This window comes from Kitasatospora sp. NPDC101447 (assembly GCF_044767225.1).
Classification (GTDB): Bacteria; Actinomycetota; Actinomycetes; order Streptomycetales; family Streptomycetaceae; genus Kitasatospora.
On record NZ_JBIWNL010000013.1, the window covers coordinates 69,213 to 87,435 of the forward strand.

Sequence of the window (18,223 nt, forward strand, 5' to 3'; positions counted from 1 at the left end):
GTCGCCGTGACCGCGGCCGGCTGCCGCAGCCCCCGGACGGCCCGGATCCCCGGGTGGACCCCTCCCCTCGGGGGTCTACCGGGGGAACGGCCGCCGGGACTACCGTTAGGTGACGGAAGCTATCGAGTTCCTCGGTCCACGTTCCGGTTCCACGCTCCGAGCCCACGCTCCGACCCTGCGGTCGGGCGGGTCGGCCGGATGGGAGGCACGGTGGCGACACGACTGTCCACAGGCAGCGGGACCGGCCGCTCGCGCCCGGCCCGTACCGGCGTGGACCCGGACCACCCCCGCTACAAGTGGGTGGCGCTGTCCAACACCACGCTCGGCACCCTGATCGCCACCATCAACGCCTCGATCGTCCTGATCTCGCTGCCCGCGATCTTCAACGGCATCGGCCTGGACCCGCTGCAGCCCGGCAACGTCAGCTACCTGCTGTGGATGCTGATGGGCTACATGCTGGTCACCGCCGTCCTGGTGGTCACCCTCGGCCGGCTGGGCGACATCCACGGCCGGGTGCGGATCTACAACGCCGGCTTCCTGATCTTCACCCTCACCTCCGTCGCCCTGTCCCTCGACCCGCTGCGGGGCGGCGCGGGCGCGCTCTGGCTGATCGGCTGGCGGGTGGTGCAGGCGGTCGGCGGTTCGATGCTGATGGCCAACTCGGCCGCGATCATCACCGACGCGTTCCCGGCCCGCCGGCGCGGCACGGCCCTGGGCGTGAACATCGTCGCGGGCATCGCCGGGTCCTTCATCGGCCTCGTCCTGGGCGGCCTGCTGGCCGAGTGGAACTGGCGCTCGATCTTCTGGGTCAACGTCCCGATCGGCATCCTCGGCACCGTCTGGGCCTACCGGTCACTGCGCGAGACCGGGGTGCGCAAGCCCGCCCGGATCGACTGGTGGGGCAACCTCACCTTCGGCGTCGGCCTGACCGCCCTGCTCGCGGCGATCACGTACGGCATCCAGCCCTACGGCGGCCACACCATGGGCTGGACCAACCCCTGGGTGCTGGCCGGGCTGCTCGGCGGGGCCGCGCTGCTGGCGGCCTTCTGCCTGGTCGAGTCCAGGACCGCCGAGCCGATGTTCCCACTGTCCCTCTTCCGCGACCCGGTGTTCGCCGGCGGGAACGCCGCCACCCTGCTGGGCTCGATCGCCCGCGGCGGGCTGCAGTTCATGCTGATCATCTGGCTGCAGGGCATCTGGCTGCCGCTGCACGGCTACGACTACGCGGACACCCCGCTGTGGGCCGGCATCTACCTCGTCCCGCTGACCGTCGGCTTCCTCGCCGCCGGGCCGATCGCGGGCTACCTGTCCGACCACGCCGGGGCCCGGCTGTTCGCCGCGGGCGGGCTGGTGGTGATGGCCCTGTCCTTCGCCGGACTGCTCCTGCTGCCCACCGACTTCGGCTACCCGTGGTTCGCGGTCCTGGTCTTCGTCAACGGCCTGGGCGGCGGCCTGTTCGCCGCCCCCAACACCTCGCTGATCATGTCGAGCGTGCCGGCCGCGGCCCGCGGCGCCGCCTCCGGCATGCGGGCCACCTTCCAGAACGCCGGCATGGTGCTGTCGATCGGCGTGTTCTTCTCGCTGATGGTGGCCGGCCTGGCCGGGTCGCTGCCGCACACCCTCACCGCCGGACTCACCGCGCAGGGCGTGCCCGCCTCCGACGCCAACGCCATCGCCGCACTGCCCCCGGTGGGCACCCTGTTCGCCGCCTTCCTCGGCTACAACCCGGTCCGGCAGCTGCTGGGCCCGCACGTGCTCGGGCAGCTCCCGCCGGACAACGCCCGCGCCCTGACCGGCCGGGAGTTCTTCCCGCAGCTGATCTCCGGGCCGTTCCACGACGGGCTGGTCGTGGTGTTCTGGCTGGCGATCGCGATGTCCCTGGTCGCCGCGGCCGCCTCCCTGGTCCACGAGCGCACCCGGCCCGTCGCGCCCGCCGCCCCGGGCCCTGCTGCCGCACCCGCACCCGCTGCCGCTGACCGGGCGGACCGGACGGCCGGCGCGGAAACGACGGCCAGGGCGGAAACGACGGCCGGCGCGGAAACGACGGCCAGGGCGGAAACGACGGACCGGACGCCACCCGGCGCACCGGCCGAGGCGGAGGGGCCGTGACCGGCGACGGCAGCGGCCTGCCCGCCGACGCGGTCGTCCGGCTGCGCCTGGTGATCGGTCGGCTCAACCGTCAGATGGTCCGCGCCTCCGGCGAGCAGGACCTCACCGCCGCCCAGCTCTCCGCCCTCGCCCGGACCGAACAGCACGGGCCGCTGCGCCTGGGGGAACTCGCCGCGCGCGAGGGCGTGGCCGTCCCCTCCATGGTCCGCACCGTCACCCCGCTGGTCGCCGCCAGCCTGATCGCCAGGACCCCCGACCCCCTGGACGGACGTTCCGCCCTGCTCGCCCCCACCCCGCACGGCCGGGGCACCCTCGACCGGATCCGCCGCGAACGCTCCGCCCTCCTGGCCCGGCGCAGCACCCGCCTGACCCCCGACCAGTGCCGGCAGCTGGAGGAGGCCCTCCCGCTCCTGGAACTGCTCCTCGACGAACCCGACCCGCCCCGCCCCCCGGCCGCGTAGCGGCCCAGGGCCCGGTCGACGCCGGGCCCCGGGTCGGACGTCAGACCCGGGCCGGCTGCCCGCCCGGCTCGGCGACGACGTGTATCTCGTGGACGGCGTTCCGGTCGCCCGTGAGCGGCTGGACGCGCCCGGCGGAGTCGGTGGCCCGGCAGCGGATGCGGTGCCGGCCCGGGGCGAGGTCGTGGCGCAGACGGAAGCGCTGCCAGGCCGGGTCCGGGCCGCGCCGGTCGAGCGCGGCGGGCTGCCAGTCGCCGTCGTCCACGGCGACCTCGACGGACGTCACCTCGGTGGAACTCCAGGCGTAGCCCGCGAGTTCGCAGCTCCCGGCCGGGACGGTGCGCCCGTCGCCCGGGGTGAGCAGCTTGCTGCCGACGTCCTTCTCGCGCACCGGCCGGGACTCGCTCTCGCCGGGCAGGACGCGGGTGTACAGGCGGGTGGTGAAGAGGTGGTCGGGGCGGTCCGCGGCCAGCACGATCCGGCTCAGCCACTTCACCGAGTTGGTCCCGAACATCAGGGGTGCCACCGCCCGCACCGGGTAGCCGTGGTCCGGGTGCAGCGGTTCGCCGTTCATGGTGTGCGCGAGGACGACCTCGGCGCCCGCCTGCTCCACGGGCAGGTCCTTGAGGTAGCTCACGCCGCTCTCGCCCGCGAAGTCGCCCGTGTCGGCGCCCTCCAGCCAGACGTGCCGGGCCTCCGGGCGCGGGCCGGCGAGTTCCAGTACGGCGGAGAGCGGGACGCCGACCCACTCCACGTTGGTGACGGCGCGGGTCGGCACGGTGGGGTGCAGCGGGTTGCCGAAGCACTCGTGGACGGCGGTGAAGCGGCGCTGCGGCAGGCCCAGGAGGGCCGGGAGGTCCAGCCGCAGCGGCCGCTCCACCAGGCCCTCGACGGTGAGCGACCACGTCGCGGGGTCGAGCCGCGGGTGCGGCCCGAGGTGGTTGCGGACGAAGACGTCCTCGACCGGTGTGAGGAAGAGGTCGGGTGTCGCCGGATCGGTCCTGATCATTGCTCATGCCCCCGTGTCGAACGAATCGTTGTGCGCGATCGACAGTACAAGGAGCAACTGACACCGCCCCGGGGCGGGGGACCGGTCGGGGTTCGCTCGGGGACCGCACGGGCACCGGTCGGGACTGCACGGGCACCGGTCGGGACCGCACGGACACCTGTCGGGGACGGGTCGCGCGACCGGCGCCGGGTCCGCCTGGGTGATCGGCCCGGCGGCGGGAGCGGGGGCGCGGCGTGTCCGCCGGGCAGGGCGTGGCGGCTCTGCGAGCCTGTTCCGCGGCCCGCTGCCGGACGAGCCGCACACCGGCACGCCGATCCGACCCGAGGAGCCCCCTTGCCGCACCGGTTGCCCGTTCCCCGGCTGACGGCCGCCGTCGTGGCCCTGCTCCTCGCCCTCTCCGCCTGCTCCAGCGCCGGTTCCGCCTCAGGAGCGCGCCCGGCCGACGCGCACGGGAGTTCCCCGCCGGCGGACGTGGTGGCCGCGGGCGGTCCGCTGGTCGGCGATCCCACCCTCGTCCCCGGCGAGCAGTCCTGCGCGGCCGCGGAGGGCAACGCCCCGTGGTACCCGACCATCGCGGCCTTCGAGGTCCACGACTCGAACCGGACGCACCGGTACGGGTGCGCGCACTTCGGGGGCGCCCCGTCGAACAACCAGGTCTACGCCTACGGTTCGCAGCAGGTCTACGCCACGCCGTACAACATCGTGGACCGCGGCCCCGACGAGCTCTACGTCTACGGCGGCGGTTACGGCGACGGCCAGGGCGCCTCCGGCTCGTTCGTCTCGCGGGTGGAACCCGGGACGTACAACGAGGTCTGGCGCCAGGTGCTGATCAACACCAACGCGACCGACGAATGGGACTACCCCGGTGTCCTGAACGTCCTGGCGGACGGCAGCCTGGTGGTCGTCTACGGCTACCACATCGCCCGGATCGACCCGCAGACCGGCCGGGTCCTCGCCCGGACCACGCTGCCCACCGGCCGGTCGGCCCCGCGCGACACCGCGTACAACGGCTACGACGCGCTGCCGGACGGGACCATCGTCGCCAAGACCGTCAACCGGCAACCCGGCTGCACGGAGCAGGGGTTCAGCGCCTTCCTGAACTGCCCCGACCCGACGGCCGTGCCGCCCTCGATCATGGTGGCGATCGACCCGAAGACCCTCCAGGTGATCTCCCAGGTCACGCTGCCCGAGATGATGGGCGGCCGGATCACCACGGCGACGCTCGACGGCACGCAGGAGATCTACCTGCCGGGCGCCACCAAGCTCTACCGCTACTCGTACCAGAACAACGGCTTCGCCCCCGACCCCTCGTGGGGGCCGGTGCCCTACCTCAAGGACGGGCAGACCGCCGCGTCCGCCATGGCCGTCATCAACGACTACGTCGTCGCGATGACCAACGGCGGGAAGCCGACCTCGACCCCGATGAGCGTCGTCGCCGTCTCCCAGAGCGACTCGACCAAGGTGGCGAACATCCAGCCGTTCGCCTCCAGCGGCACCAAGAACAGCTTCATCCCGTCGATGGTCTCGGTCGACCCGGAGAACAACCGCGTCTACGCGATGGACGCCGGGGCGGGCGAGCTGGCCGGGATCGACCTGTCGAACGGCACGCTGTCGGTGGCGTGGACGCAGGACCAGACGACCCTCAGCTTCACGACCCTGATCGGCCCCAAGGACCAGCGCGTGCTGATCGGGACCGACATCCCGGTGAAGTTCTTCCAGGGGCTCAAGAAGTACACCACCGAACAGGTCGTCTGGCGCCGGGCCCAGGACGGCGCCGAACTCGCCCGCTCCAGCCAACTGCCCAAGATGACGCAGGGGATCCTGGTCACGCCCGGCTACGCCGGACTCCAGTACTTCCTCACCGCGGACGGCCACGTCACCGGCCTCCAGGTCGCACCGAAGCCCGCCTCGCCGACGCCGTCCGCCCCCGGCAGTTCCGCGACGTCGACGTCGACGTCGGCGTCACCGTCCGGGTCCCCGGCACCGTCCGGGTCGCCCGTGTCCCCGTCGCCCGTGTCATCGCCGTCCGTGGCCCCGTCGCCCGTGTCCCCGTCGCCCGTGCCCTCCGAGCCCTCCTGAACGGCGGCCGACGAGAGAAGGGATCCGCTCGTGATCGAGAAGCTGGACGGACTGCCGGAGAACGTCATCGGGTTCGAGGCCGGTGGCAGGCTCTCCGCCGAGGACTACCGGGACATGCTGCTGCCGGCGCTGGAGGAAGCGGCGAAGCGGGGCGCGGTGCGGTTCGTCATCGTCATCCGGGAGTTCCACGGCATGACCGGCGGCGCACTGTGGGAGGACCTCAAGATCGGGGCCGAGCACCTGCGGGCCTGGAAGCGGATCGCCCTGGTCACGGACATCGAGTGGATGACCCACGCGACGGCCCTCTTCGGGTGGATGACGCCGGGCACCACGAAGACCTTCCCGCTCGCCCAGCAGGACCGGGCGATCGCGTGGGCGGCCGAGGACTGACCGGGCCGTCGCGGGCGCACGGGGCACCGGCCTGACCCGGCCCGGCGGGGCGCCGGCCGCCGGGCCGGACCTCAGCCGCGGGCGGCGCGTGACCGGTCGGTCAGCCGCTGCTTCCAGCCCCTGGGGGGAGGCCAGGGCACGCCCCACGCCGCGAGCTGGTCGCGGCGCCACCCGCCGGCCGGGGTGCGGGCGGCCTCGATCTCCTCGGGGGTCGGGCACAACACCGCGTCCTGGCCCGCCGCGTCCTGGTCCACCGCCACGGCGGCCGCCGTGGCCGGCGGGGTCGCCGGAGCAGACGTGGCCGGCGGGGCGGTGGCGCGGCCGATGCTCAGCCGGAACGGCCGGGTGCGCCAGTCCCAGCCCCGGCTCAGGACCAGGGCCGCGAAGTCCATCCAGTGCGGGCGTTCCCCGCCGGCTGCGGCGACCACGTGCGGCCACCCCAGCACCGTCCCGTCGTCCAGCAACGGGCCGATGAGGCCGCCGAGCCCGGGGTCCGGCCGGTGTTCCTCCAGCAGCGCGCGGGTACGGTGCCCGTCGGTGACCAGGAGCCCCCAGCCGCGTTCGCGGCACAGCTGCGCCAGGGCCCGGTACTTGGCGACGTTGACGGCGGTGGCCATCTCGAACAGCGGCTTGACCTCGACCAGGACGCAGCGCCCGTCGGTGGTGGCGACGAGCAGGTCGGGGAAGTAGGTGCGCGGGCGCCCGTCGAACTCGTAGCCGATGGCCAGCGGCTGCTCCTGGTAGTACGCGATCTGCGGGGCGAACGACAGGAGTTGGATCAGATGGAGCTCGCTCTCCGACTCGTACGCCACCGCGCGTCCGAGCTTGGGGCAGTGCCACGACCCGGAGCGCGGATCGTCGTCGTCGGCCTCGCGCAGCGCGGACAGGTCGCTGCGCGGGGGAGCGCTCTCGGGTATGCCGAACCACTCGATCCGGCCCGCCAGCCGCTCCCACCGGGCGGTGGCCCGCTCGATCCGACCCTGCCGGGTGGCCTCGCGGCGCTGTGCGTCGTGGCGCAGCGTACGGATCGTCATGGCCTGGGCCGCGAGGTTGTCGGCGGGCAGCTTGCGGGCCCCGGCCAGGGTGGCGAGCAGGGTGACCGCCTGGCGCGGCGCCATGGACGGCACCAGGACCTGCGCCAGGTCGAGCAGCCGCTCGGCGCTGGACGGTCCGTCCGCGGTTCCCGGGCACTCGGGGCTGTTCATTTCCTCGGTGCCGTTCGGGCCCCCGGCGTCGTTCGTGCCCCCGGCGTCCGGTGAGTGCCCGTCGAGGCCGCCGAGTTCGGCCACGAGGGTGCGGAGCCGGCCGGTGGCGGGCGCGGCGGAGCGGGCCATCGCGCGCACGGCCCGGTTCTGCAGCTGGCGGATGCGTTCGCGGGAGAGCCCGTGGTCGGCACCGATCCGCTCCTGGGTCCGGGCGTCCTGGTCGCCCACGCCGAACCGGCTCGCCACGATCCGCCGGTCACGGGCGCCGGGGATCTCCTCGACGGCCGCGGCCAGGAGTTCGCGCAGGAGCATTGCGGTGTCGTCGTCGTCCTCGGCGATGGCGCTCCACGGTGGGGCGAGCGTGGCGGCGCCCGGGCACCGGCACTCCAGGGCCCAGTCGTCCAGTAGCAGTCGCCCGGTGCCCCGCCACAGGCGCCGTCCCGCGTCCCGGCGCACCGTCGGGTCCTCGGCGGCGAGCCTGCCGACCGTCGAGCGGGCCAGGAAGGCCGCCTGCCGTTCGGGGCCGAGGGTGTACCCGGTCAGCTGCTGCCACTCGGCGAGGACCTCGGCCGGATCGGGCGCCTCGCAGTCGGTCCCGGTGGCGGCAGAGGTGTCGGTGTCGGCGGTGGTCCAGGTGTCGTTGCCTGTGTCGGTCCAGGGGTCGGTGTCGGCGTCCGCGTCGAGGGAGTGCGCGTCGTCGGCGGGCGGCGGCAAGGACCGCGCCCACCGCAGCAGATCCTCGTCCATGGCGAAGGCGAGCGGCATGTGCCGCGTCAGGCGCCCGCGGATCGCACCGACGGACCGGCCGTGCCGGACGGCGAGTTCGTCGAGGTCCAGGCCCTGCCGTGCGAGCTCCAGCAACCGCGCGTCCTCGGCGTCGCTCCACACCTGACCCGTCCTGGGCGCCGACGATCGACCCTGCACATTCCCCCCACGGCTTCTGACAACAGGCTGGAGCATGCCCGCGCTCCCACTCGGTGATGCGGCGGGCAGGCGTCCCGGTAGGAGTGACGCACCATCACGGGCGTCGGTTCGACGCGAAGCCCCACCGCGACGGTCGGCGGGCCGGGGTCACAGCACGGTTGCGGCGGCCGCTTCCCGCAGGGCGGCCCGTGCGCTGTGGGTGATCGGGTCGCCGTGTCCGAAGAGCGCCGTTTCGGCCTCCAGCTCGGCAAGCCGGTGCAGCGACTCGACGGCTCGGGTGCGGTCGGTGTTGAAGACGCCCATCATGGTCCGGCCGACGTTGGCGACCGCGTCTCCGGTGAACAGCACCTTCGGCCCGGGCAGGTGGAGCGCGATCGACCCGTCCGTGTGTCCGGGCACGGCGACCACCACGGCCCCGCCGCCGAACTCCAGCACATCGCCGTCCTCCACCTCCCGGTCCACCCGGCAGGGCGGGGCCGCCGGCAGGGGCGGAAGCGCCGCCCTGATCGGTACCTCGAACTCCTCCAGCACGGGCGCCGCTCCGGCCTCCTGCCCCCGGATCACCGGAGCCTCCAGCCGATGCGCCACCACCTCCGCGCCGTGCCGGGCGGCGAGTTCGGCAGCGGATCCCGTGTGGTCCTCGTGCCAGTGAGTCAGCACGATCCGCTGCAGTTCGCCGTCCAGTGCTTCCTCGATCCGTGCCGCGCAGTCCGCCGTGCCGGAGTCGATCAGGGTCACCTCGGAGCCGTCCCGCCACAGATAGGCCGAACCCACCGGGAACCGGAGCATGCGTAGTCCTGGCAGAACCTCGGTCACGTCCATGGCCTCAGCATGCGTGGCCGGGCTCGGATCCGCGTGTTTGTTCGCTGACGGCTCACCAGTGCGTGGGATGCGATCGAGGGGTGAGGCCGGTCGTGGTCAGGGTCGACGATGTGACAAGCCGCCCGGGACGAGCAACCTGACGTGCCGGCACCGGCGGTGCCTCGGTAGGGTGCCGGGATGATCGCCGTACCGGAGGAGTTCGCGCGGAGCACCGTCGAGCGCGAGGGGGAGGCCGGGGCGCGGTGGCTCACCGAGGTGCCCGGGATCGTGGAGGAGTTGCTGGCGCGTTGGTGGTGCGTGCCGGACGGCGCGGTCATGCACGGCGGCGTCGGCGTCATCGTTCCGGTACGGGGGCGCGGCGGGGAGCCCGCGGTGCTGAAGGTGTCGTTCCCGCATCCCGGCAATGTTTACGAGCCGGACGCGTTCGTGGCGTGGGCCGGGCGGGGCGCCGTCCATCTGCACGAACGCGACGACGCGCGGTACGCGATGCTGCTGGAGCGGGTCCGGTCCGAGACCCTGGCGGAGGTCGAGGACGGCGACGAGGTGGTGACGGTCGCCGGGCGGCTCAACCGCCGCCTGGCCGTCCCCGCGCCGCCCGGCCTGCCCCGGCTGCGCGAGCAGGCCGCGGCCTGGGAGGAGCAACTGCGCCGGGACGACGAGGAACTGGCGCGGCCGCTGCCGCGCCCGGTGCTGGACGCCGCTGTCGCGACCGTCCGGGAGCTGGGCCCGGTCCAGCCGGACACCCTCGTCCACGGCGACCTCCACGCCGGGAACATCCTGCGCGCGGGCCGCGAGCCGTGGCTCGCCGTCGACCCCAAGGGGTACGTCGGGGATCCCGCCTACGACGGCGGCACCCTGCTGAAGTCGCGCGCGCTGACGCTCATCGACGCGGACGACCCGCGCAGGGCCGTCCACCGCATCCTGGACGTGTTCGCCGAGGCGGCCGAACTCGACCGCGAACGCGTGCGGCGGTGGGCCCAGTTCCACGCCGTCCAGGCCGCGTTCTGGGGCCGTCGGCACGGGTTCCGGATCGCCCGCGGCGGATCGCGACTGGACTGGCTCACCGCGTTCGCCGATCAGTTGGCGGCGGCGCTCACCGAGCGGTAGCCCGCGTCCCCGGTTCCGTCTCGCGGCACTACAGTGGTCGAACCGGTGGACGCCCTGGGCGAGTTGACGCCGACCCGGCCGTGGCGCGCGTGCCCTGGGGAGGGGTGGCCCATGTCCGAGACGGAACAGACGGAGCAGGCGGAGCAGGCGGGACGAGCAGAACAGGCGGGACGCACGGGATCGGCGGACCGGCCCGGGTCGGGGCCGACCCTGCTGAGCCTGCTGACGCTGGCGGGGGACTTCGTCGTCCCGGGCCGCCTCGCGCCGGGCGGAGCGGAGCGGCCGGTGAGCCGGCTGGTCGTGCTCGACGAGCTGGAGCCGCCGGCGTCCCAGGGCGATCTGCTCGTCGCGGTCGGGGTCGATCCGCACACCGAGGAGGCGGGCGCCCTGGTCCGCCGGGCGGGGGAGGCCGGCGCGGCGGCAGTGCTCTTCCGTCCGGTGGAGACCGGCTCCGGGAACGAGGCGCTGGGCGCGGCCGCCGCCGAGGCGGGGACGGCGGTGCTCTTCCGCAGCCGGTGGACGGACTGGCCGACCGTGATCGGGATCCTGCACGCGGGGCTGTCGGTGACGCCCGAACCGAGGATCGCCGGTGTGCCGCTGGGCGACCTCCCGCAGCTGGCCAAGGCGATCGCGCTCCGGGTCGGCGGCTCGGTGACGATCGAGGACACGGCGTACAACGTCCTCGCCTACTCGCCCATCGGTCAGGACGTGGACTGGGTCCGGATCTGGACCATCCTGGGGCAGAAGCCGCCCGCGTACCGGCGCGACGACCTGCGGAACGCCGGGTTCGACCGCGACCTGCTGCGCTCGGACCGGGTGCTCCACCGCAAGGCGCAGGGCGAGGCCCCCGAGCGCCTGATCGTGCTGGTCCGGGCGGGGGACGTCCCGCTGGGCTCGATCTGGGTGGCGGCGGAGGGCGAGCGGCCCCTGGACACCCCGGCCAACCGCGAGGCCCTGCGCGCCGCGGCGCGGGAGGCCGTGGCCCACCTGCTGCACGACCGCGCGCGCCGGGAGGGGCAGGACCGGCTGCTGCTGGAAGCGGTCCGGGGGCTGCTCGACGGCCAGGGGTCCGCCGAACTGCTGGCGGCGCGCACCGGGCTGCCGGCGGCGGAGCGGTGCGCGGTGCTGTCGGTCGGTGCCGGGCCGGGCGGCCCGCAGGACGTCCGGGCGCGCGGCCGGCTGGTCGATGCGGCGTTCCGGCACTGCACCGGGCGCGGCGAGGTGTCGGTGGTGGTGCCCTCGGCGCGGGGCGTCCTGGTGCTGCTGGGCGGGCTGGCGAAGGACCCGGTACGGGCCCGCGAGCGGGTGGGGCTGCTGGCCGGATCGCTGGCCCGGGAGCTGTCGCGGCAGCTGAGGCTGCGCGTACGGGTGGGCGTCGGCGAGGTGCAGGACCGGCTCGACGGGGCGCCCGAATCCCGGCGGACGGCCGAACTGGCGCTGGGCGGGCTGCTGTTCGGCCGGAGCGCACCGGACGTCGCCCGGGTCGGGGAGGTCGCGGACGCCGTGGCGCTGCTGCACTTCGCGGACGCGCTGCGGGCGGCGCGACAGCTGCCGGTGGAGACGCCGGTGACGCGGCTGCTGGCGTCCACCCGCAAGGCCGAGGTCCCGCTGGTCGACACCCTGGGCGCCTTCCTCGACCAACCGGGGGAGAAGGCCAGGGCCGCGGAGGCGCTGGGCGTGGCCCGCAGCACCTACGCCCACCGCCTGGACCAGACGGTGGTGCGGGAGAGCGGCATCGACCTCGACGACCCCGACGCCCGGCTGCTGGCCCAGCTCCAACTGCTGCTGCTCAGGCGCTCGGTGGCCGACGAGGGCTGAGGCCGTCGTCCCGCGCGGGGACCTGCGGGGTGCTTGTCGCCCGCTGCGGGACTTCGTCGTCCGGCGCGAGGACGGCGCGGCACGTTCGTCGTCCGGGGCGAGGACGGCGCGGCACGTTCGTCGTCCGGCGCGAAGGCGGACCGCCGCTGCCCGCCCGCCGTCGGCCGGCACGGAGGCGCCGCCGGAAACCCGGGTCGTGGGATGAGGACCTGCCCGCCGGCTGACGGGCAGTCTGGTCGCACGGCCCGCCGGAGCACCTCGGGGCCGTGCGACCGAGACGACCGGACGGAGTGTGCCACCATGGCGAACCCCCAGCTGACGGCCCTGCACGGGCCCGAGCGCCGTGAACTCATCCTCCGCGCGGCGGTCCGCCAGGGCCTGCTGGACCCGGAGGACGCGCAGCTCGCGGGCTTCCTCGACCTGGACGCGGTGACGGCCACCGTCGGCGCGCTGCACCGCGCCTTCCCCGACTCGGTCGAGGTGCTGCACGCCTTCGCGGCCAAGGCCAACAGCCTCGTCCCGGTGCTGGCGCGGCTGCGCGGTCTGGGCATGGGCTGTGAGGTGGCCAGCCCCGGCGAGTTCGCGCAGGCGCTCGCGGCCGGTTTCGAGCCCGCGCGGATCGTCTTCGACTCCCCGGTCAAGACCCGCCGCGAACTGGCGCGGGCGCTGGAGCTCGGCGTGGCCGTCAACATCGACAACTGGCAGGAGCTGGCCCGGGTCGACGAGCTGCTGACTCCCGGGCGGGCGGGGCAGGCCGGCAAAGCCCAGAGCGAGTCCACGATCGGCGTGCGCGTCAACCCGCAGCTCGGTGCCGGCGCCATCGGGGCGATGAGCACCGCCACCGCGACCTCCAAGTTCGGCATCGCCCTGGCCGACGAGGGCAACACCGCCCGGCTGGTCGAGGCCTTCCGGGAGCGGCCCTGGCTCGGCCGGCTGCACTGCCACGTCGGCAGCCAGGGCTGCCCGCTGGACCTGATGGCGGACGGGGTCGCCGCGACCGTCGCCCTCGCCCGGCGGATCAACCGCGAGCTGGGCCGCCGTCAGGTGGTGGGCCTGGACATCGGCGGCGGCCTGCCGGTCAACTTCGCCGACGACCGGGTGACCCCGGACCATCGGGACTACGTCGAGCGGCTGCAGGCGCGCGTGCCCGACCTGTTCTCCGGTGAGTTCCGGCTGGTGACCGAGTTCGGCCGGTCCGTGCTGGCCAAGAGCGGCTTCACCGCCGCCTACGTCGAGTACACCAAGGAGTCCGGCGGGCGGGCGATCGCGATCACCTACGCCGGTGCGCAGGTGGCCACCCGGACGGTCTTCGCACCGGACTCCTGGCCGCTGCGGGTCACCGCGCACGACGCGACCGGGGCGGCCAAGCACGGGCAGCCGGTCGAACAGGACGTGGCCGGGCCGGCCTGCTTCGCCGGGGACCTGGTCGCCAGGTCCCGCCCGCTGCCGCTGCTGGAGCCCGGGGACCTGGTCGCGCTGCTGGACACCGGGGCCTACTACACGTCCACCCCGTTCTCCTACAACAGCCTGCTGGAACCCGCCGTGCACGGGGTCACCGTGGCGGCCGACGGCGCGGTGCGCTTCGAGACGCTGCGCCGCGCGCAGACCGTCGAGGACCTGCTGGGCCGCACGGGCGGGTGAGGACGCCCCTCCGGCGGCCGGCCACGGTCCGTCGCGGACGAACCACGGGCGCCGGCCCTGGCCCGGCGGCCCGGCCGGGGCCGGGACCCGCGGTGTCGGAGCGGTCGCCGGGCACCTGTATGTTGATCACCTGCCGGCCCTGTCGGTGTCCCGCGCCGGGGTGTGTCGACGCGCGGGTCCGGCCCGGGCGGTGACCGTTCCACGCCGCAGACCGGGCCGCCTGTCGGCCGGGAGTCGAGAAGTCGTTGTCCCGGGGGGAAGACGCCGCCCCGGGGGCTGACCACCGCTCCCCGCCTCTTCATCTCGTCATCCCCTCATCCCCTCATCTCGTCGTTCGCGAAGGATCTGGTATGACCGCTCCCGTCCCACCCGACAGACCGCAGGCCGAGAAGGCTTCCCCGGAGGATGCCGAGAAGCCCGCGGCCGTGGCGGCCGTCGAGGTGGCCGAGGTGGCCGCCGACGTGGCTTCCGGCGAGGCGGCCAGCGCCGACCCGTGGGCGCCGCTGAACCCGGGTCAGGGCGAGGCCCAGCGGCCGGGCGAGGCCACGGTCCCCGCCCCCGCAGCTGCCCCGGCCCCCATCGCGGCCCCGACGCCGGTCGCGGTCCCCGGCCCGCACCCCGGCGGCGTGCCGTACTGGCCGCCGTACCCGGTGCCGGCGCCGCCGCCCCGCAACGGCCTGGGCGTCGCGGCCATGGTGCTCGGGATCGTCGGCGCCGTCCTCAGCCTGGCCGTCATCCTGTTCTGGCTGTCCTGGCTGCCGGCCCTGCTGGCCCTGGTCTTCGGGATCATCGGCCTGGGCTACGTGCGCAAGGGTGTGGCGACGAACAGGGCGGTGGCACTGGCGGGTGTGATCCTGGGCGTCTCCGGCCTGGTGGTCTCGGCCGGCGCCGGGGTGTTCGTGATGGCACGGGTGCACGCGGCGAACGTGGAACGGCGGGCGGAGGCGGACGCCGCCCGGGCCCGCGCCGAGGCCGAGTCCCGGGCCGCCCAGGAGCGGGCGGAGAAGGTGAAGGAGCAGGCCGAGGCCGACCGTAAGAGGATCGAGGCGGAGCAGCAGAAGGCGGCCGAGGACCTGAAGGCCCGGCGCCTGTCGTTCGGCCAGTCCTACACGTACCCGGACGGCCTGAAGGTCACCATGGCCGCACCGGAGCCGTACGTCCCGAGCAGCACCGTGTTCGAGGTCCCCAGGAACGCCAAGATCGTCCAGGTGAGGATCACCGTCGTCAACACCGGCTCCCAGGAGCTCTCGCTCTACGGCTCGGGGAGCCCCACCGTCAGGGACGCCAACGGCGGCCTCGTCTTCACCCTGATCGACGGCAGCAACCGGATGAAGTTCCTCCCCGGCTCGCTGTCCCCGGGCCAGGAGGCCACCGGTGCGTCCGCGTACGCCCTGCCGGAAGGCGCGGCCGACCCGTTCTCGGTCCGGTTCGACTACGGCACCGGGCTGCAGCGCAAGGACGTCACCTGGGCCGGCTCGCCGGGCTGACCCGTCCGGCGCAGCGTGGCGCGCGGGTCGGGCGGGGGGCTGCGATCTTCGGAGGACGCCCGGCCCCGCGTCCGACCGCCGGGTCCCCCGACCCGAGACCGTGGAGGCCCGGATGTGGCAGGCACCGCCCGCCCCCGTCAGCCGTGAGTGGCTCCCCGTCCTGGACATGCCGGCGTCCGGCCCGCAGAACCGCTGGACGGTGCTGCTGCGCGCGCTGCTGCTGATCCCCCAGTTCGTGGTGGTGTGGGTGCTGTCCGTGGTGGCGTTCTTCGTCACCGTCATCGGCTGGTTCGGCGCGCTGGTGCTCGGCCGGCTGCCCGGCTTCGCCGTGGACTACCTCACCGCGTACGTCCCGTACGAGACCCGCGTGACCGCGTACCTGATGCTCACCGTGGACCGCTACCCGCCGTTCCGCTTCCACGCCCCCGAGTACCCGGTGCAGGTCGGGCTGCGGCCTGGCGAGTTGAACCGGCTCGCCGTCCTGTTCCGCATCATCCTTGTCATTCCGGCCTCGATCGTGCAGGGCCTGGTGGAAGCGGGGTGGTGGATGGTGGCGTTCATCAGCTGGCTGGTGGTGCTGGTGCTCGGCCGGATGCCGCAGCCGCTGTACGAGGCGACGACCGCGATCCTGCGCTACCGGACGCGCTACGCCGCCTACCTGGTGATGCTCTCCTCCGCCTACCCCAAGCGCCTGTTCGGCGACGAGCCGGGCAGCGAGCCGGACGGCCCGGTGTCGGCCACCCGTCCGCTGGTCCTCAGCGGCGCCGGGCGCGGCCTGCTCGTCGTCTTCATCCTCCTCGGGGTGGTCTCCTGGACGACCAGTTCGATCACCACCTCGGTGGACTCGGACGACAACGACGACGAGGCCACCAACCCCACCCAGCACGTCATGGCGCCCCTGGTGCCGGGCCCTGCCGACCGTGCCGCCCGGTGAGCGACGGAAGCCCGGTGGGCAGCGGGGAGCCCGGTGGGCGACGGGTCGCCCACGCACCGGCGGTGCCGCGAGCGGGCCGGCGGACCCGGCGGAGGAGCGGGCGCCGACCCGCCTGACGATCTTCGCTAGTCTGATCGGATGACCGACAAGTTGGTGAACCGTTACCGCCAGGCCGTGGAACCGCTGCTGGCGGCGGGGGAGCGGATCCTGGACGTGGCCACCTTCTACCCGGTGGCCGGCGCCAAGGGCCTGGGGGACGGGGCCGGCGCCCGGCTCGGCAACAAGCTGGGGCGGATCGGTGCGGTGTCGGGGGAGGCCGGCAGCCTGGCGCAGGGCTTCCCCAGCGGTGCCGGCGCGGCGATGCACAAGCTGCTCCTGGTCACCGACCGGCGGGTCGCGTTCGTCTCGACGAGCGACATCCGGAAGGCCGCCGACGTGCTGTGGCACGCCCCGCGCCACCTGGTCACCCGGATCGAGCGCCGCCCGCGGTTCCAGGCGATGGCCCGGTTCCGGCTGCACTTCGCGGACGGCTCGGCGGTCGCCGCCTACACCCCGCGGCGGCGCACCGTCGAGAGCCTGGCCGACCACCTGGGACGGTAGGCAGCCGCCCCGGCGGGGGCCCGCAGGCCACCGCCGGGGCCGCCCGCCGAGCGAGCCGCTACCTCGGGCAGGTGTCCTGGGTGACCTTGCCGCCGGAGGTGCCGGCGGTGGCCGGGTCCACCGAGAGGCACAGGCCCGTCCACTGGTTGATGAACTTGTAGGCCGTCTTCCGTACGCCCCCGACCTCGACCGAGGTGGGGACGACGTTCCACAGCTGGCTGCCCGAGGACCAGCGGGTCTCGCAGCCCCACCAGAACAGCTGGGTACCGGGCCCCGGCGGGGTGCCGTTGTTGTAGGGGACGGTCAGGCAGGTGCCGTTGCTCGCCTTGAGCCAGTAGAAGCCCTTGCCGTCGTACGAGGGCTTCTCGGCGCCCCACTGGTGGCTGCTGGGCGCCGACGACTGGCACGCGCGCTGGGTGACCAGGCCCCCGGTCTTGGAACCGTCGAACTCCGGGCCCCGCACCATGCAGCGGTGGTACTTGGTGTCGACGTACGTCTTGTCGGCGTTGACCTGCCAGATGGCCTGGTGGCCGTCCACGACGGCATTGGCCTGGTTGCGGGCGATGATGTCGTCCACCAGGGCCCAGCCGGGGAAGTCCATCAGGACGACGCCCAGGTGACCGTTGCCGCCGCCGTTGTTCAGGTAGTCCATCAGTTTGAAGTTCACGCCCGGGATGTGCGTCGGGTACTTGCCCGCCGTCACGTACCCGCCCGCGTACACGTACGGCACCGTGAGGGGAGCGGTGGACGCGGACGTGTACGTCACGAACATCTCGCCCTTGCCGTCGTCGACGGCCTTGTCGATGTTCGCCTTGACGTAGTCCCACTTCCTGGACACGTCGGGTGCGTCGTAGTGGTCCTCCTTGTGGTCGTTGAAGGTGTTGAGGCCGTAGTTGTCGCTGTCGACGCCGTCGAAGCTGCCCAGCACGATCTTGCCGCGGGCCTGCGAGAGGCGGGGAACGCCAGTCCTTCCCGCCCCGCTCACCGAGGCGCTGTAGAAGAGGTCCGGGTAGCGGGCGACGTAGTCCTTGAAGATGGCCTCGCGCCGGGCGTTGTCGACCGTCTCCGGGTCGTTCTTGCAGTCGAACAGACCGCCGCCGCTGAGCGGGCACTCGGCCCGCAGCCGCATCACGATCGTCTCGCTCCTGTGCTGGTCGAGGAAGGCCTTCGCCCTGCCCAGCACGTCGTCGAAGTTGGCGTTCTGGTAGAACGACCCGTGGTGGACGGCGAAGTACTTGTTCTCGGTGACGCGGACCCGGATGTCGATGGCGCGGATCCCCCGCTCCAGCTGCGCCGTCAGGGTGCCCGCGCTGTCGCCGAAGTCCTGCTGCGTCTGCACCGAACTGCCGCCGTGGATGGCGAGCGTGTCGTGGGTGCCCGGCAGGGACATCGCCGCCAGCCAGGTGTCGCCGGCGACGCCCTTCATCCAGTCGGCCCGGGTCGCCGGCCCGAGGTTGTCGAAGGCGTCGCTGTTGGACTTCCCGCTCGCCCCGGCGACCCCGGGCGCGAGCAGCGCCGCACCCGCGGCGACGCAGACCGTCACCAGGTGCGCCACCCGCCGCAACCCCCGCCGGGGCCCGGGGCGGGTGTCGTGAGAAGAGGAACGAGGCATGGAACTCCCATCCGATACCGGAAAAACC

14 protein-coding genes are annotated in these 18,223 nt (G+C 73.9%); 10 read left to right on the top strand and 4 right to left on the bottom strand.

Features of this window, described 5'->3' with window-relative positions; genetic code table 11:
• The first annotated feature begins 198 nt into the window (after window positions 1-198).
• Complete coding sequence (locus ACIRST_RS20215) at window positions 199-2,109, top strand: MFS transporter (protein WP_402803301.1); 1,911 nt, start codon at window positions 199-201, stop codon at window positions 2,107-2,109.
• On the top strand, window positions 2,106-2,570 hold the full coding sequence (locus ACIRST_RS20220; protein ID WP_402803302.1) for a MarR family winged helix-turn-helix transcriptional regulator: 465 nt from the start codon (window positions 2,106-2,108) through the stop codon (window positions 2,568-2,570). Before ACIRST_RS20215 ends, ACIRST_RS20220 begins: the two co-directional genes overlap by 4 nt.
• Window positions 2,571-2,610: 40 nt before the next feature.
• Here ACIRST_RS20220 and ACIRST_RS20225 read toward each other — a convergent pair whose 3' ends face one another.
• The gene (locus ACIRST_RS20225) at window positions 2,611-3,576 is read right to left on the bottom strand and encodes a molybdopterin-dependent oxidoreductase (RefSeq protein ID WP_402803303.1); all 966 of its coding nucleotides are present in this window, start codon (window positions 3,574-3,576) and stop codon (window positions 2,611-2,613) included.
• A gap of 333 nt (window positions 3,577-3,909) precedes the next feature.
• Here ACIRST_RS20225 and ACIRST_RS20230 point away from each other — a divergent pair, with 333 nt between their 5' ends.
• Complete coding sequence (locus ACIRST_RS20230; RefSeq protein WP_402803304.1) at window positions 3,910-5,655, top strand: hypothetical protein; 1,746 nt, start codon at window positions 3,910-3,912, stop codon at window positions 5,653-5,655.
• A gap of 30 nt (window positions 5,656-5,685) precedes the next feature.
• Entirely contained in the window at window positions 5,686-6,045 is a 360-nt protein-coding gene (locus tag ACIRST_RS20235; RefSeq protein WP_350520421.1) for an STAS/SEC14 domain-containing protein, read from the top strand.
• Between the two features lie 71 nt (window positions 6,046-6,116).
• Here ACIRST_RS20235 and ACIRST_RS20240 read toward each other — a convergent pair whose 3' ends face one another.
• The gene (locus tag ACIRST_RS20240) at window positions 6,117-8,138 is read right to left on the bottom strand and encodes a TnsA endonuclease N-terminal domain-containing protein (RefSeq protein ID WP_402803305.1); all 2,022 of its coding nucleotides are present in this window, start codon (window positions 8,136-8,138) and stop codon (window positions 6,117-6,119) included.
• 183 nt (window positions 8,139-8,321) lie between these two features.
• Window positions 8,322-8,996, bottom strand: coding sequence for an MBL fold metallo-hydrolase (locus tag ACIRST_RS20245; RefSeq protein ID WP_350520423.1), 675 nt, complete (start codon window positions 8,994-8,996; stop codon window positions 8,322-8,324).
• A 177-nt stretch (window positions 8,997-9,173) separates the two neighbouring features.
• On the opposite strand from ACIRST_RS20245, the gene ACIRST_RS20250 reads away from it, so the two are divergent.
• The 6 genes from ACIRST_RS20250 to ACIRST_RS20275 all read left to right on the top strand — a co-directional run bounded on the left by ACIRST_RS20250 (window position 9,174) and on the right by ACIRST_RS20275 (window position 16,583).
• Window positions 9,174-10,103, top strand: a complete 930-nt coding sequence (locus tag ACIRST_RS20250) for an aminoglycoside phosphotransferase family protein (RefSeq protein ID WP_402803306.1) — start codon at window positions 9,174-9,176, stop codon at window positions 10,101-10,103.
• A gap of 111 nt (window positions 10,104-10,214) precedes the next feature.
• Complete coding sequence (locus tag ACIRST_RS20255; protein WP_402803307.1) at window positions 10,215-11,921, top strand: PucR family transcriptional regulator; 1,707 nt, start codon at window positions 10,215-10,217, stop codon at window positions 11,919-11,921.
• 300 nt (window positions 11,922-12,221) lie between these two features.
• Complete coding sequence (locus ACIRST_RS20260) at window positions 12,222-13,562, top strand: diaminopimelate decarboxylase (protein WP_402803308.1); 1,341 nt, start codon at window positions 12,222-12,224, stop codon at window positions 13,560-13,562.
• A 350-nt stretch (window positions 13,563-13,912) separates the two neighbouring features.
• On the top strand, window positions 13,913-15,049 hold the full coding sequence (locus tag ACIRST_RS20265) for a DUF4190 domain-containing protein (protein ID WP_402803309.1): 1,137 nt from the start codon (window positions 13,913-13,915) through the stop codon (window positions 15,047-15,049).
• Between the two features lie 112 nt (window positions 15,050-15,161).
• On the top strand, window positions 15,162-15,983 hold the full coding sequence (locus ACIRST_RS20270) for a DUF4389 domain-containing protein (RefSeq protein ID WP_402803310.1): 822 nt from the start codon (window positions 15,162-15,164) through the stop codon (window positions 15,981-15,983).
• A gap of 138 nt (window positions 15,984-16,121) precedes the next feature.
• Entirely contained in the window at window positions 16,122-16,583 is a 462-nt protein-coding gene (locus ACIRST_RS20275) for a hypothetical protein (RefSeq protein ID WP_350520429.1), read from the top strand.
• Window positions 16,584-16,641: 58 nt separating this feature from the next.
• On the opposite strand, the gene ACIRST_RS20280 is transcribed toward ACIRST_RS20275, so the two are convergent.
• Entirely contained in the window at window positions 16,642-18,138 is a 1,497-nt protein-coding gene (locus ACIRST_RS20280; protein WP_402803311.1) for a phosphatidylinositol-specific phospholipase C domain-containing protein, read from the bottom strand.
• Window positions 18,139-18,223 lie beyond the last annotated feature (85 nt).